At 42.5% G+C, this 14,628-nt stretch carries 7 protein-coding genes, 2 tRNA genes and 3 rRNA genes; 1 reads left to right on the forward strand and 11 read right to left on the reverse strand.

The window, feature by feature from the left end; all coding sequences use genetic code 11:
* Positions 1 to 120 precede the first annotated feature (120 nt).
* The 4 genes from O1450_RS15145 to O1450_RS15160 all read right to left on the reverse strand — a co-directional run bounded on the left by O1450_RS15145 (position 121) and on the right by O1450_RS15160 (position 5,816).
* Entirely contained in the window at positions 121 to 2,502 is a 2,382-nt protein-coding gene (locus tag O1450_RS15145) for a YgiQ family radical SAM protein (protein WP_250753850.1), read from the reverse strand.
* Positions 2,503 to 2,668: 166 nt separating this feature from the next.
* Positions 2,669 to 3,178, reverse strand: a complete 510-nt coding sequence (locus tag O1450_RS15150) for a hypothetical protein (RefSeq protein ID WP_087545085.1) — start codon at positions 3,176 to 3,178, stop codon at positions 2,669 to 2,671.
* Between the two features lie 106 nt (positions 3,179 to 3,284).
* Positions 3,285 to 4,487 carry an MFS transporter gene (locus tag O1450_RS15155; protein ID WP_269229082.1) on the reverse strand — a complete coding sequence of 401 codons (1,203 nt, stop codon included), beginning with the start codon at positions 4,485 to 4,487 and terminating at the stop codon, positions 3,285 to 3,287.
* Positions 4,488 to 4,565: 78 nt separating this feature from the next.
* Entirely contained in the window at positions 4,566 to 5,816 is a 1,251-nt protein-coding gene (locus tag O1450_RS15160; RefSeq protein ID WP_269229083.1) for an esterase-like activity of phytase family protein, read from the reverse strand.
* Between the two features lie 559 nt (positions 5,817 to 6,375).
* Between O1450_RS15160 and O1450_RS15165 the strand changes: the two genes are divergently transcribed.
* Positions 6,376 to 6,855, forward strand: coding sequence for a lytic transglycosylase domain-containing protein (locus O1450_RS15165; protein ID WP_269230484.1), 480 nt, complete (start codon positions 6,376 to 6,378; stop codon positions 6,853 to 6,855).
* A 61-nt stretch (positions 6,856 to 6,916) separates the two neighbouring features.
* On the opposite strand, the gene cysK is transcribed toward O1450_RS15165, so the two are convergent.
* The 7 genes from cysK to O1450_RS15200 form a co-directional block, all read right to left on the reverse strand.
* A complete protein-coding gene (gene cysK, locus O1450_RS15170) occupies positions 6,917 to 7,918 on the reverse strand; it encodes a cysteine synthase A (protein WP_269229084.1) in 1,002 nt (333 codons plus the stop codon).
* 122 nt (positions 7,919 to 8,040) lie between these two features.
* Positions 8,041 to 8,625, reverse strand: coding sequence for a hypothetical protein (locus tag O1450_RS15175; protein ID WP_269229085.1), 585 nt, complete (start codon positions 8,623 to 8,625; stop codon positions 8,041 to 8,043).
* Positions 8,626 to 8,719: 94 nt separating this feature from the next.
* A 5S ribosomal RNA gene (rrf, locus tag O1450_RS15180) occupies positions 8,720 to 8,834 on the reverse strand.
* A gap of 174 nt (positions 8,835 to 9,008) precedes the next feature.
* A 23S ribosomal RNA gene (locus O1450_RS15185) occupies positions 9,009 to 11,899 on the reverse strand.
* Positions 11,900 to 12,284: 385 nt separating this feature from the next.
* Positions 12,285 to 12,360: transfer RNA gene (locus O1450_RS15190), tRNA-Ala, on the reverse strand.
* Positions 12,361 to 12,396: 36 nt separating this feature from the next.
* Positions 12,397 to 12,473: transfer RNA gene (locus O1450_RS15195), tRNA-Ile, on the reverse strand.
* 59 nt (positions 12,474 to 12,532) lie between these two features.
* Positions 12,533 to 14,070, reverse strand: a 16S ribosomal RNA gene (locus O1450_RS15200).
* The 16S, 23S and 5S rRNA genes sit together here with 2 tRNA genes alongside, the layout of an rRNA operon.
* Between the last annotated feature and the right edge of the window lie 558 nt (positions 14,071 to 14,628).

Genomic DNA, 14,628 nt, shown 5'->3' on the forward strand with positions numbered 1-14,628 from the left:
TCAAGCGGATATTGTCAGTATATGTTTCGATAAATTGTACTTTTATAACCAGATTGTGACTCCCCTACCATTTATGTATAAAAAAGAAGGCATCATGATTGATGCCTTCTATTTATCCATTTAACGCTTTGGTTTCACTTTAGGTTTTGCTTTTCCTGAGAATGGTTTTTTGTCACCTGTTTCACGTGGCGGTAAACCTGTATGTTGCGTTAAAATCTGCCCTTTTTGTGGACGTTTCTGACCTGATTGTGGCTGAGATTGCGCTTGACCACGTTTCGCTGAATCACCTGCAACAGTTGAGTTCTTTTTACGTGCCGATTTATATTCACCTTCAGCCGTACCTTGTGGCTGATAGGTTGGGATCAGATGCTGCTTCGAATTACCAATTAAATCAGAACGCCCCATCTCTTTCAATGCTTCACGTAACAAAGGCCAGTTATTTGGATCATGGTAACGCAAGAATGCTTTATGCAGACGACGGCGCTTTTCACCTTTCACGATATCAACATTTTCAGTATAACGTGCCACTTTAGACAATGGATTTTTGCCCGTGTAGTACATCGTGGTCGCAGTGGCCATTGGTGATGGGTAGAAGGTTTGTACCTGATCGGCACGGAAACCATTCTTTTTCAACCAAATCGCCAAGTTCATCATGTCATAGTCGGTCGTACCTGGATGCGCCGCAATAAAGTAAGGAATTAAATATTGTTCCTTCCCTGCTTCCTTACTGAAACGCTCAAACATTTGTTTAAAACGATCATACGTACCAATTCCCGGTTTCATCATCTTCGACAATGGACCTTGTTCGGTATGTTCAGGTGCAATTTTTAAATAGCCACCGACATGATGCTGTACCAGCTCTTTCACATATTCAGGGTTCAATACCGCAAGGTCATAACGAAGACCCGAACCAATCAAAATTTTCTTCACACCTTTGATTTCACGCGCTTTACGATAAAGCTGAACAAGAGGCGCATGATCGGTGTGTAGGTTTTGACAAACACCTGGATAGACACAAGATGGCTTACGACAGTTCTTTTCAATCTCAGGATCATTACAGTGCAAACGATACATGTTTGCAGTTGGGCCACCTAAGTCCGAAATAATGCCTGTAAATTGAGGTGCCGTATCACGAATTTTTTCGATTTCACGCAAAATCGAATCTTCAGAACGGTTTTGAATAATACGACCCTCATGTTCAGTAATTGAACAGAAGGTACATCCACCAAAACAACCACGCATGATATTGACCGAGAACTTGATCATATCAAAGGCTGGGAAACGTGCATTTCCATAAGAAGGATGCGGTAAACGTGCATAGGGTAAATCAAACACATAGTCCATTTCCTCAGTGGTCAGAGGAATTGGTGGTGGGTTGATCCAGACGTCCCGCTCACCATGACGCTGAACCAAGGCACGTGCATTGCCCGGATTGGTTTCAAGATGCAAGATACGGTTGGCATGGGCATACAACACATGATCGTCGGCCACTGCTTCAAAAGAAGGTAAACGAATCACGGCCAATTCACGTGGAGGTAATTTATGTTTAATCGCTTTTGATGGTGCAGGCTTTAACTGCACAATCTGTGTATCTGGATCGAGTTGGTCGCCTTCACGCACGATTGGATTGGCAACGATTTCTTTTTGGAAGTTTTGATACTGCGCTAATGAGTTACCTTTTTCTTTTTCAACTTCACAGCCATCAATATCTTCAGTCATAACATAAGGATTAATAATTGGATCAACACGTCCAATGGTATCCACGTCATTACTGGCAATTTCAACGAATTTCGCTTTAGATGCTTTATTATGCTTATTAATAATAAATGCTGTACCACGAACATCAGTAATCTCGTGGATTTTCTCACCTTTGGCTAAACGATGCATCACATCGATAATCGCACGCTCGCCATTACCATACATCAATAGATCAGCTTTTGAGTCCATCAAAATAGAGCGGCGAACTTTGTCAGACCAATAATCATAATGTGCAATACGGCGCAAGCTGCCTTCAATACCACCGAGTAAGACCGGAACGTCAGGAAAAGCTTCACGGCAACGCTGACAGTAAACTGTTGCTGCACGGTCTGGGCGCTTATTTGCTTCATTGTTTGGCGAATAGGCATCATCGGAACGAATTTTACGATCTGCCGTATAACGGTTGATCATTGAATCCATGTTCCCTGCAGTCACACCCCATGCAATGGTTGGCTTGCCTAGAACACGAAAGCTCTCTGCATTGGTCCAGTCTGGCTGTGCAATGATCCCGACACGGAAACCTTGTGCCTCAAGTACACGCCCAATTACACCCGAAACAAAAGACGGATGGTCAATATAGGCATCACCACAGACCAAAATAAAGTCACACGCATCCCAGCCGAGTTGATCCATCTCTTCTCGTGACATCGGCAAAAATGGTGCGGGTTCAAAACACGACGCCCAATATTTGTCGTAATCAAACAACGCTTTGGGCGCGGTCTGCATGGTATAGGCAGTAGACATGGCTTGCGAATCTCGGCTAGCTGAAATGCTGGGATAGCATCAAAGATGAAAGCCGATCATTTTAACATGAATTCAATTCATTTTTATAGGTTAAAAAACAAACAGAAGCATTTCCCCAAAAGTATTTGTAACTTATGGAGGAAATAGCATCATAAGATGTTGATAATTACTCTTCTTCGTTCAAGAAGCCTTCTTTAATTCCAGAAGGTAAATCTTGATGCCACCATGTATAAATAGAAGCTTTAATTTCTTCATCTTCATCAGGATCATTCAATGGTTCATCATCTTCACGGATAAGCTCATCGCCATCAAATTTGAACCAAAACTCCCATGGATCATCATCACCACAGCCCCAAGCTTGAGCATGAATATCAGGTAATAATCCTTTTAAAAATAATAAAATATTTTCAATGTTTTCATCACCATTTGAGCCATGGGTAAAATCGAGTACAGCAAACCCATCAATATAGTGTAATGTTTCTGGCGCAAGATCATGTTCAATCGAATCAATCAAATCAACTAGCTCTTGAGTAATCTCATCCGCTTGCGGATTAATGAGTAAAGCTGTCTGAATGAACTTTTCTTCATCTCCATGATGTGTCGTAAATAGGACCTCTAATTGTCCCATGATTGTTGAGTCAGGATGTTTATAATAAACTCGACTATGTAATTCCATCTTATCTCCCCCAATTTTAATATTATCTCTACACCCAAATAGGTGCTTATTTAAATTACTAAATTTTCAGGACTTTTATCAAGTTTATGCGACTTTATTTGTCGTTTTAGTTTCGTTTTTTCATTAAGTGTATCGCGAGCGCAAAACCAATCACTAAGACCACTCCGACACTCAAATTAATTCCAATCCATCCAAAATGCTCCCAGACCAAACCACCACTACTCCCAAGCAAACTTGAGCCGATGTAATAGCAAAATAAATACAGCGAAGAAGCAACTGCCCGATATTGCACAGCTTGCACTGAGACCCAACTACTTGCAGTTGAATGTGCCGCAAAAAATGAAAAAGTGAAAATCGTCAATCCCAGTAAAATTGCCCAAAGCGAAGGAATAAGCGTAATGAACAGGCCAACCATCATGCTAAATAATAAAAAAGGCAGCACTTTTGCTCGACCATATTGATACCCCCATTGCGCAGCTTTCGGTGAACTATAAATTCCAGCAAGATAAGCAATCGAAATCAAACCAATCCAAGTTTGTGATAAATGAAATGGCGCTTCTAATAAGTGATAACTAATATAGTTAAAAACTGTGACTAGACAGCCCATTAAAATAAAGCCTTGGGCAAATAAAATTCGTAGTTTCGAGTCTTTTAAATTTTGCTCAAACGCTGCTTTAAAACGGGAAAATCGGAACGGATATGGTTTGAAATGCTCTGATTTGGGCAACAATAAATAAAATAAACAGGCAATAATAAAATTTAGAAAACCAATGATATAGGTTGCAGATTGCCATGAAATAAAGTCAACCAATACCCCTGCAATTAAACGTCCACCCATGCCGCCAATCGCTGTGCCAGAGATATACAATCCCATCGCAAAACCGATATCTTTCTGCGCAATTTCTTCGCCGATATAAGTCATTGCAACAGCAGCCACACCACTCACGGCTAAACCAATAAAAATACGGGTGCTAAGAAAAATTTCCCAAACTGGAAATGAGGCACTGATTAACAATAAAATCGAAACGAGGAATAAGGCACAAACCATAATTGATTTACGCCCAAAGCGATCAGAAATAAAGCCTGTAAACAGCAGTCCTATCGCCAAAGCAACGGTTGAAAAAGATAATGGAAAACTACTATGCGTCGGCGTGACCTGAAAGAATTTTGCAAAAATTGGCATCATCGGTTGTACACAATACAACGATGAAAAGGATGCAAAACCAGCAAAGAACAAAGACCATAAAATCGCAGTAAACGATTTCGAACCATATTCAATATGGGTTGGGCGTAGCACTGACTCAGACATTCGGACTCCTTATGCCTGATCAGTATACGCTTTCAGCCAAAATGCGGAATGATCATTTCGGCTATTTTTACCGTCAACTTAAAATAACGCTTTCGGCAAACGAATCTGAATGATTTCATTATCATCAGCTTGCTTCGAATTACGTCCTGATGATCCAGGGAAGTTATTGTCATTCAATACAGTCAACGTTGTACCATTTTCAATAATCACATCTTCAATGGTTTCAAATGGGAAAGCAAATACAGAACCTGTACCAATATCTCCTTCTCGTACTGTACCAAAAAGAGCATTAGGATTAGATATTTTGATTAAATCGACGAGATCTTCACGTGCAACCGCTTGTTTCGGTTCGTTAAATTTCACACGAATCAACTTCTTATAACCGCCTAAATTATTTTGACTTGCATCACGTTCAATGATGATGCCTTCTTTGTCATTAAAAAGTTGAAAATCTCCAATATTGGTCGCTTTACTATCAAGCACAAACCAATAGTACAGTCCCGTATAGGCTTTTTTCTGGAGATCGAACTGAGAAATCAACAATTTCCCCGTCGAATCATTCACCAAGGGTTTTTCAAGCAATGGATATAAATATTTACCATCAGGTGAAATCGCCATACCTTCAAAACCACCACTTCGTTGGACTAAAGGTTCAACATAATTGATCTTGGCTTTATTGAACTGGTTTTGTGGTGAACGCAATTCTTGTGTTGAATTCAATGGATTTGGGAGCGGAATAGGTGCATCTAACAATATTCCCTCTGCTGAGAAATGTAACAGATACGGACCAAACTCATCCCCAATCCAATACGTTCCATCTGCCGCGCGTTGCATCGATTCAGGATCAAAATCCGCTCCCGTCAATAAGCGGTCTGCGGTATTTCCATTCACGATCTCAAAAGAAATACGTTTATTAGGATCACGTAACTGAATAAAGCTTTGTACAGTGACCTGTCCTGTACCTTTCGCTTTGGTTTTAAAGTCAGGTTTTAATTTATAAATCCGAAGTAAGAAATCAGCCGAGTTATCTTGTGTACCAAAACCATTATCCGCCATCGCCATATAGCTGCCATCTTCATTTTTTAAAGCAGCAGAGAAACCTTGTACAGGCTGTCCTTTAAACGGTGGATAGATGCCATTCGCACCACTCACGGCTTTACCAGAATCAGGACCTACCGCATAAGTTGCCACAGGAAGTTTGGCAAAAGAAATAAGTGTTGGTTCTGTCACGGTGTCTGTCGATGTAGTTTGCTCTTGATTATCATCATTACAAGCGGTCAGACCCAAAGCGGTACAGCAGAAAAGCATCACTAAAGTTGTCTTGTTCATAATTTTATACGTTTGGTAAAAATTAGAATAAATTTAAACAAGCTTTGATGACGTTTTTACTGCAATAAAATGAAGTCTTTATGGCGAAAAGATGACAACCCAAAACCGTGATATATCACATCACTACAAAGTAGCGAGTAGAAGTCACCTCTCCATGTAATAAAATTTTGTACGCAAAAACGTACACCGCTTGCGGTGATTGACGAATATACAGCAATACATTAAATGTCTAATATATAAATCATAGAGAGACAGGATGTCTCATTCAGAACAACAAGAAACACAGGATGTGGTCGTTGACAGGAGTTAACGGCAAGAAACCAAATATGAGAAAGCCTCGACAGGATGTCGGGGCTTTTTTATTAATCAATTATCATATTCACATATCATAAAATAACTGTTATTGACTCATCTATGTGCTGTTAATACCATCCATTTAACTTAACGCTAACGGTTCATTATTTTGCAACTCATCTCCATTCACACTGATCAACAACGATCTATAAAAAAATTAAAAAGGCTGATTCTTCAAATAAGTTTGATCGTGATTGCAATCAGTATGGCTGCGTGTAGTAGTTTAAGTGGATCATTTGCCAATCGCTCTAATCAATTGTCATCAGGACTACAAAATGCCTATTCTGTTTCTCCAAATACAGCAAATCGTTTATCCCCAATGATCGTGCAAAACGCAGAGCGTTATGACGTATCACCCACTTTACTCGCTGCACTCATTCGCCAAGAATCAAATTATAATAGTTCAGCACGCTCCCCTACAGGTGCGATCGGTTTAACTCAAATAGTTTCGACTCATTGGCGCCAGTCTTGTCCTGGCAATCTTTATGATGAAAATACTAATATTAATTGCGGTGCATATATCCTATCGACCTATTATAAATCAGCTGGCAGTTGGTCAAAAGCCGTGGCGTATTATAATGTTGGGCCATCAGGTTATGAACGGAGTTTTTGGACACGCCATAAAGGTAAAAAGTATGCTCGTTCAGTAAAACGTCATGAAAAAATCTTAAAAAAAGCCCTATAAAATAAAGAGTAAATAAAAAACCATGCTCTTAAGCATGGTTTTTATTGGCTGAATAATGAAATTACGCTTCGTCAAACAAACCTTCAAATAACACCGAAGACAAATAACGTTCACCGCTATCAGGTAAAATTACTACAATCGTTTTGCCTGCATTTTCAGGGCGTTCAGCAATTTGTGCCGCCGCCGCCAATGCTGCACCGCTTGAAATACCCACTAAAATTCCTTCTTGCGTTGCACATTTTCTTGCCCACTCAATCGCATCCGCACTATTCACTGGCAACACTTCATCGACCAAGTCTAGGTCTAGGTTTTTAGGAATAAAATTCGCACCAATCCCCTGAATTTTATGCGGTGCAGGTGTGATGCTTTCACCATTTTTAGTTTGAGTGATAATTGGAGATTCTGCTGGTTCAACCGCAACTGAATAAAGAGGTTTATTCTGGACTTGCTCAAAATAACGTGAAATTCCTGTAATTGTTCCACCAGTACCAACACCCGCCACAAGAATGTCCACTTGACCATTGGTTGCCTGCCAGATTTCAGGACCAGTCGTATCGACATGAATTTGAGGATTGGCTGGATTCTCAAATTGTTGTGGTAGGAAATAAAGCTCTGGATTTTCAGTCGCTAAACGGACAGCCTCATCAACTGCACCTTTCATACCTTTTGCTGGCTCGGTCAGAACAAGATTTGCGCCTAAAGCTTTCAGTACTTTTCTACGCTCTAAGCTCATACTTGCTGGCATGGTTAACGTAATTGGATAACCTTTTGCTGCTGCAACAAATGCTAAAGCAATCCCTGTATTACCGCTAGTCGGTTCCACAATATGCATACCTGTTTTAAGTACACCACGTTTTTCCGCATCCGCAATCAACGCTGCACCAATACGGCATTTTACTGAAAATGCAGGATTACGGCTTTCCACTTTTGCCAATACTGTAGCATCTGATTTAATCAAACGATTGATACGAACTAAAGGTGTATTGCCTATCGCTTCTGCATTGTTTGCATAAACTGCGATACCAAGGTTGGCAGGCGTTGGAAATTGTTGATCGGTCGACATGTTATTTCCTTATTAGATTTGGAATGCTTCTTAAGCATTATAGGCTTGTCAGCCAAGGAGGAAAGTAGAAAACGTTAAGATTTATGAAAAGTTTTTCCCATATTTATAGTTTTCTTCGCCGGTTATGCACCCGTAAACCATGAGAAAAACACATACTCATCGGAAGTTTCATAAAATATCTCTACCTCATTCCAATCTGCTGTTAATCCTAATGCTAATTTTATATCTGAAGAAATAGGTAAAGTAAAACTTTCAACTGGAGTAACCTCCACATCGTTATGATAAATTCCCCAACGATCAGAGTATTTTAGATTTTTCGCATTCTGATTTTTCTTTATTAATTTTTGGATAGAATACACTATCCATTGTGTTTGTTCTTGTACTTCCAGTTCAGTTAGTTTTTTAAAATTAGCTTTCTCTAATATAGGTAATAACCAAATATCAAAAATATTTTTTAAATCTGTTGTAGTTGTTTCAAGAATATCCCATTCTTCATGAAAATGAAGTTCATGAATAACCAGTGTTATAAATGCTTCTAATGGATTTAAACCTTGTGATTTTTTACAAATAAAATAGACAGCATCACACATCCCTTCATCGAAAGTCCTATATTCAGCTCGATCAATGTGTACACGGGTAGAATTAGATAGTATATTTTCTACTTGTTTAAAATTTGATTTAATTTTTTCTAATGAGATTCCATCCATAACATCTTCTTAATCAACAACAATCATATAATTAAAATAAATGTAACATAAAAAACACCCCCAACTGTTAGGTTGGGGGTGTTTATTATTTAAAAGCTGGCGATGACTTACTCTCACATGGCAAACGCCACACTACCATCAGCGCTAAGAGGTTTCACTTCTGAGTTCGGGAAGGGATCAGGTGGTTCACTCTTGCTATTGTCGCCAGCAAACTGTTTATGGATACTTGCTTTGGTCTTATCTATGCCAAGGCTTTTTCCAAATGAGTTATTAACGGATTAGATATTGAGTCTAACTTTGTGTTCAGCATTTTAACTAGTTTTCACACTAAATCAAGTTATGTATTGAATTTATCTTGAATACAACAACTGTTTGGGTGTTGTATAGTCAAGCCTCACGAGCAATTAGTATTGGTCAGCTTCACACGTCACCGTGCTTCCACACCCAACCTATCAACGTCCTAGTCTCGAACGGCTCTTTAGAGGAATAAATTCCTAGGGAAATCTTATCTTGAGGTAGGCTTCCCGCTTAGATGCTTTCAGCGGTTATCCCTTCCGAACATAGCTACCCGGCGATGCGACTGGCGTCACAACCGGTACACCAGAGGTTCGTCCACTCTGGTCCTCTCGTACTAGGAGCAGATCCTCTCAAATTTCCAGCGCCCACGGTAGATAGGGACCGAACTGTCTCACGACGTTCTAAACCCAGCTCGCGTACCTCTTTAAATGGCGAACAGCCATACCCTTGGGACCTGCTTCAGCCCCAGGATGAGATGAGCCGACATCGAGGTGCCAAACACCGCCGTCGATATGAACTCTTGGGCGGTATCAGCCTGTTATCCCCAGAGTACCTTTTATCCGTTGAGCGATGGCCCTTCCATACAGAACCACCGGATCACTAAGACCTACTTTCGTACCTGCTCGACTTGTGGGTCTCGCAGTTAAGCGCGCTTTTGCCTTTATACTCTACGCGTGATTTCCGACCACGCTGAGCGCACCTTCGTACTCCTCCGTTACTCTTTAGGAGGAGACCGCCCCAGTCAAACTACCCACCAGACATGGTCCTCGCCCCGGATTACGGGGCAGAGTTAGAACCTCAACATTACCAGGGTGGTATTTCAAGGACGGCTCCATTGGAACTAGCGTTCCAACTTCAAAGCCTCCCACCTATCCTACACAAGTAAGGTCAAAGTTCAATGTCAAGCTGCAGTAAAGGTTCACGGGGTCTTTCCGTCTAGCCGCGGGTACACTGCATCTTCACAGCGATTTCGATTTCACTGAGCCTCTGCTGGAGACAGCGCCGCCATCATTATGCCATTCGTGCAGGTCGGAACTTACCCGACAAGGAATTTCGCTACCTTAGGACCGTTATAGTTACGGCCGCCGTTTACTGGGGCTTCGATCAAGAGCTTCGCTTACGCTAACCCCATCAATTAACCTTCCAGCACCGGGCAGGCATCACACCCTATACGTCCACTTTCGTGTTTGCAGAGTGCTATGTTTTTAATAAACAGTTGCAGCGGCCTGGTTTCTGTGGCTGCCAATAGCTCAGGGAGCAAGTCCCATCACCGTCAGCAGCGTACCTTCTCCCGAAGTTACGGTACCATTTTGCCTAGTTCCTTCAGCAGAGTTCTCTCAAGCGCTTTGGTCTACTCGACCTGACCACCTGTGTCGGTTTCGGGTACGATTCCTGTGTAACTGAAGCTTAGAGACTTTTCCTGGAAGCATGGTATCAGCCACTTCACTGTACAAGTACAGCTTGCTATCAGTTCTCAGCATAGAGTACCCCGGATTTGCCTAAGATACATGCCTACAACCTTCCACCTGGACAACCAACGCCAGGCTGACTTAACCTTCTCCGTCCTCTCATCGCATTACACAGAAGTATTGGAATATTAACCAATTTCCCATCGACTACGCCTCTCGGCCTCGCCTTAGGGGTCGACTCACCCAGCCCCGATTAACGTTGGACTGGAACCCTTGGTCTTTCAGCGAACGGGTTTTTCACCCGTTTTGTCGTTACTCACGTCAGCATTCGCACTTCTGATACCTCCAGCATACTTCTCAATACACCTTCATCGGCTTACAGAACGCTCCCCTACCACTTGACTATTGTCAAATCCGCAGCTTCGGCACATAGTTTTAGCCCCGTTACATCTTCCGCGCAGGCCGACTCGACTAGTGAGCTATTACGCTTTCTTTAAAGGGTGGCTGCTTCTAAGCCAACCTCCTAGCTGTCTATGCCTTCCCACATCGTTTCCCACTTAACTATGATTTTGGGGCCTTAGCTGGCGGTCTGGATTGTTTTCCTCTTGACTACGGACGTTAGCACCCGCAGTCTGTCTCCCGGATAGTACTCATTGGTATTCGGAGTTTGCATCGGTTTGGTAAGTCGGGATGACCCCCTAGCCGAAACAGTGCTCTACCCCCAATGGTATTCGTCCGAGGCGCTACCTAAATAGCTTTCGGGGAGAACCAGCTATCACCAGGCTTGATTAGCCTTTCACCCCTATCCACAAGTCATCCCCTGGCTTTTCAACGACAGTGGGTTCGGTCCTCCAGTTAGTGTTACCCAACCTTCAACCTGCTCATGGATAGATCGCCTGGTTTCGGGTCTATACCCAGCAACTAAACGCCCTATTAAGACTCGATTTCTCTACGGCTCCCCTATACGGTTAACCTCGCTACTGAATATAAGTCGCTGACCCATTATACAAAAGGTACGCAGTCACCGAACAAGTCGGCTCCCACTGCTTGTATGCATGCGGTTTCAGGATCTATTTCACTCCCCTCACAGGGGTTCTTTTCGCCTTTCCCTCACGGTACTGGTTCACTATCGGTCAGTCAGGAGTATTTAGCCTTGGAGGATGGTCCCCCCATATTCAGACAAGGTTTCACGTGCCTCGCCCTACTCGTCATCATTGTGTGTGCCCTTTCGTGTACGGGAATATCACCCTCTACGTTCGCACTTCCCAGAGCGTTCCACTAGAACACACACAACTTAATGGGCTACTCCCCGTTCGCTCGCCGCTACTAAGGGAATCTCAATTGATTTCTTTTCCTAAGGGTACTGAGATGTTTCACTTCCCCTCGTTCGCTTCATAAGCCTATGTATTCAGCTTATGATACCCGCCTTATAGCGGGTGGGTTCCCCCATTCAGAAATCTCCGGATCAAAGGATATTTGCCGCCTCCCCGGAGCTTATCGCAGGCTATTACGTCTTTCATCGCCTCTGACTGCCAAGGCATCCACCACATGCACTTAATTACTTGACTATACAACCCCAAACAGTCGTTAACACATACAAGTCAGTGTTAGCGTTGCAAACTTAATTGCTACTATTCGTTGTCTGTGAACTTAATCACCATACAGCTTCAATCTAAATTCATATACCAAAACGCTTGATTCAGTGTTTTTGCTAGTTCTCAGATTAAATATTAATTTAACAATTACTTGTTATCTTCCTATTTAATCGAGTTTGAACAATTTATTTCAGACTCAAATTCTAATCTGTTAATGATTAACTACAGCCTCGTCAGCTTGCAGTAAACTGTGATAAATCACAGAGATTAATAAACCAGTCAAATTAGACTGTATTCACTAAACTCTATAATCTTCTTAGCTTTGAATTAATTTTGTTTTAAAAACTCTTTTAATTCATGGTGGAGACTAGGAGAGTCGAACTCCTGACCTCCTGCGTGCAAAGCAGGCGCTCTACCAACTAAGCTAAGTCCCCAGCTTATCACTTAATGAACGATATATCTTTCAGATTTGGTGGGTCTGACAAGACTTGAACTTGTGACCCCACGCTTATCAAGCGTGTGCTCTAACCAACTGAGCTACAGACCCTCAGATACATCTTCGAAGAACAACTTGTTGTGGATTCTTACCGATCGTCAATCTTTCGTTAAGGAGGTGATCCAGCCGCAGGTTCCCCTACGGCTACCTTGTTACGACTTCACCCCAGTCATCGGCCACACCGTGGTAAGCGTCCTCCTTGCGGTTAGACTACCTACTTCTGGTGCAACAAACTCCCATGGTGTGACGGGCGGTGTGTACAAGGCCCGGGAACGTATTCACCGCGGCATTCTGATCCGCGATTACTAGCGATTCCGACTTCATGGAGTCGAGTTGCAGACTCCAATCCGGACTACGATCGGCTTTTTGAGATTAGCATCCTATCGCTAGGTAGCAACCCTTTGTACCGACCATTGTAGCACGTGTGTAGCCCTGGCCGTAAGGGCCATGATGACTTGACGTCGTCCCCGCCTTCCTCCAGTTTGTCACTGGCAGTATCCTTAAAGTTCCCGACATTACTCGCTGGCAAATAAGGAAAAGGGTTGCGCTCGTTGCGGGACTTAACCCAACATCTCACGACACGAGCTGACGACAGCCATGCAGCACCTGTATCTAGATTCCCGAAGGCACCAATCCATCTCTGGAAAGTTTCTAGTATGTCAAGGCCAGGTAAGGTTCTTCGCGTTGCATCGAATTAAACCACATGCTCCACCGCTTGTGCGGGCCCCCGTCAATTCATTTGAGTTTTAGTCTTGCGACCGTACTCCCCAGGCGGTCTACTTATCGCGTTAGCTGCGCCACTAAAGCCTCAAAGGCCCCAACGGCTAGTAGACATCGTTTACGGCATGGACTACCAGGGTATCTAATCCTGTTTGCTCCCCATGCTTTCGTACCTCAGCGTCAGTATTAGGCCAGATGGCTGCCTTCGCCATCGGTATTCCTCCAGATCTCTACGCATTTCACCGCTACACCTGGAATTCTACCATCCTCTCCCATACTCTAGCTGACCAGTATCGAATGCAATTCCTAAGTTAAGCTCAGGGATTTCACATCCGACTTAATCAGCCGCCTACGCACGCTTTACGCCCAGTAAATCCGATTAACGCTCGCACCCTCTGTATTACCGCGGCTGCTGGCACAGAGTTAGCCGGTGCTTATTCTGCGAGTAACGTCCACTATCCCAGAGTATTAATCTAGGTAGCCTCCTCCTCGCTTAAAGTGCTTTACAACCAAAAGGCCTTCTTCACACACGCGGCATGGCTGGATCAGGCTTCCGCCCATTGTCCAATATTCCCCACTGCTGCCTCCCGTAGGAGTCTGGGCCGTGTCTCAGTCCCAGTGTGGCGGATCATCCTCTCAGACCCGCTACAGATCGTCGCCTTGGTAGGCCTTTACCCCACCAACTAGCTAATCCGACTTAGGCTCATCATTTAGCGCAAGGTCCGAAGATCCCCTGCTTTCTCCCGTAGGACGTATGCGGTATTAGCATTCCTTTCGGAATGTTGTCCCCCACTAAATGGCAGATTCCTAAGCATTACTCACCCGTCCGCCGCTAGGATCAGTACCGAAGCACCTCACCCCGCTCGACTTGCATGTGTTAAGCCTGCCGCCAGCGTTCAATCTGAGCCATGATCAAACTCTTCAGTTTAAAATCATTAGTAGCTTATGGCTACAAATCTTGGCTCATCAATTTTCTGACTAAAAATTCGCTCAAATAAACTTCGAGAAATTTCTACCTTTCAATCAATGAAATATTTTCGATCGATCAACCAGTAAAAATCCACACAAGTTGTTCTTCTATTCTCTTAATGATCTTCTCGATGATTCGTCATCATCAAGCTAGGTCGGCTATGTTACTCTAATCTAAACTAAAGTCAACAGGTAATTTCGATATTTTTAAACCCACTAATCAATCCAAGAATCTAACCCTTCTAGCCAAATCCTTGTTTCTCAACAAGTTTTTATCTGCATCACCGCCGATGGATGTGCATTCTACAGCATTTCACTACCAACGCAACACCTTTTAAAAATTAAATGAATCGGTTGTTTTTTTTTTAAACTTTAACTTACCTAATTTACTGATTTATATAATTTAAAATTTATTAATTATCTTAAAAGTGAATTTAAACAAACTAACTAACTGAAATTTAAACATTTTATTAAAAATCTGTTTTTATTATCAGCAATAATGCAGCTTTATTTTTAT

Source organism: Acinetobacter sp. TR11 (assembly GCF_027105035.1).
Taxonomy (GTDB): Bacteria; Pseudomonadota; Gammaproteobacteria; order Pseudomonadales; family Moraxellaceae; genus Acinetobacter.

What these genes read in the sequence shown, in the direction of transcription:
- O1450_RS15175 (WP_269229085.1), bottom strand. Translation starts at nt 8,625, where the DNA reads ATGGATGGAATCTCATTAGAAAAAATTAAATCAAATTTTAAACAAGTA.
- O1450_RS15155 (WP_269229082.1), bottom strand. Translation starts at nt 4,487, where the DNA reads ATGTCTGAGTCAGTGCTACGCCCAACCCATATTGAATATGGTTCGAAA.
- O1450_RS15150 (WP_087545085.1), bottom strand. Translation starts at nt 3,178, where the DNA reads ATGGAATTACATAGTCGAGTTTATTATAAACATCCTGACTCAACAATC.
- O1450_RS15145 (WP_250753850.1), bottom strand. Translation starts at nt 2,502, where the DNA reads ATGTCTACTGCCTATACCATGCAGACCGCGCCCAAAGCGTTGTTTGAT.
- O1450_RS15160 (WP_269229083.1), bottom strand. Translation starts at nt 5,816, where the DNA reads ATGAACAAGACAACTTTAGTGATGCTTTTCTGCTGTACCGCTTTGGGT.
- O1450_RS15165 (WP_269230484.1), top strand. Translation starts at nt 6,376, where the DNA reads ATGGCTGCGTGTAGTAGTTTAAGTGGATCATTTGCCAATCGCTCTAAT.
- cysK (WP_269229084.1), bottom strand. Translation starts at nt 7,918, where the DNA reads ATGTCGACCGATCAACAATTTCCAACGCCTGCCAACCTTGGTATCGCA.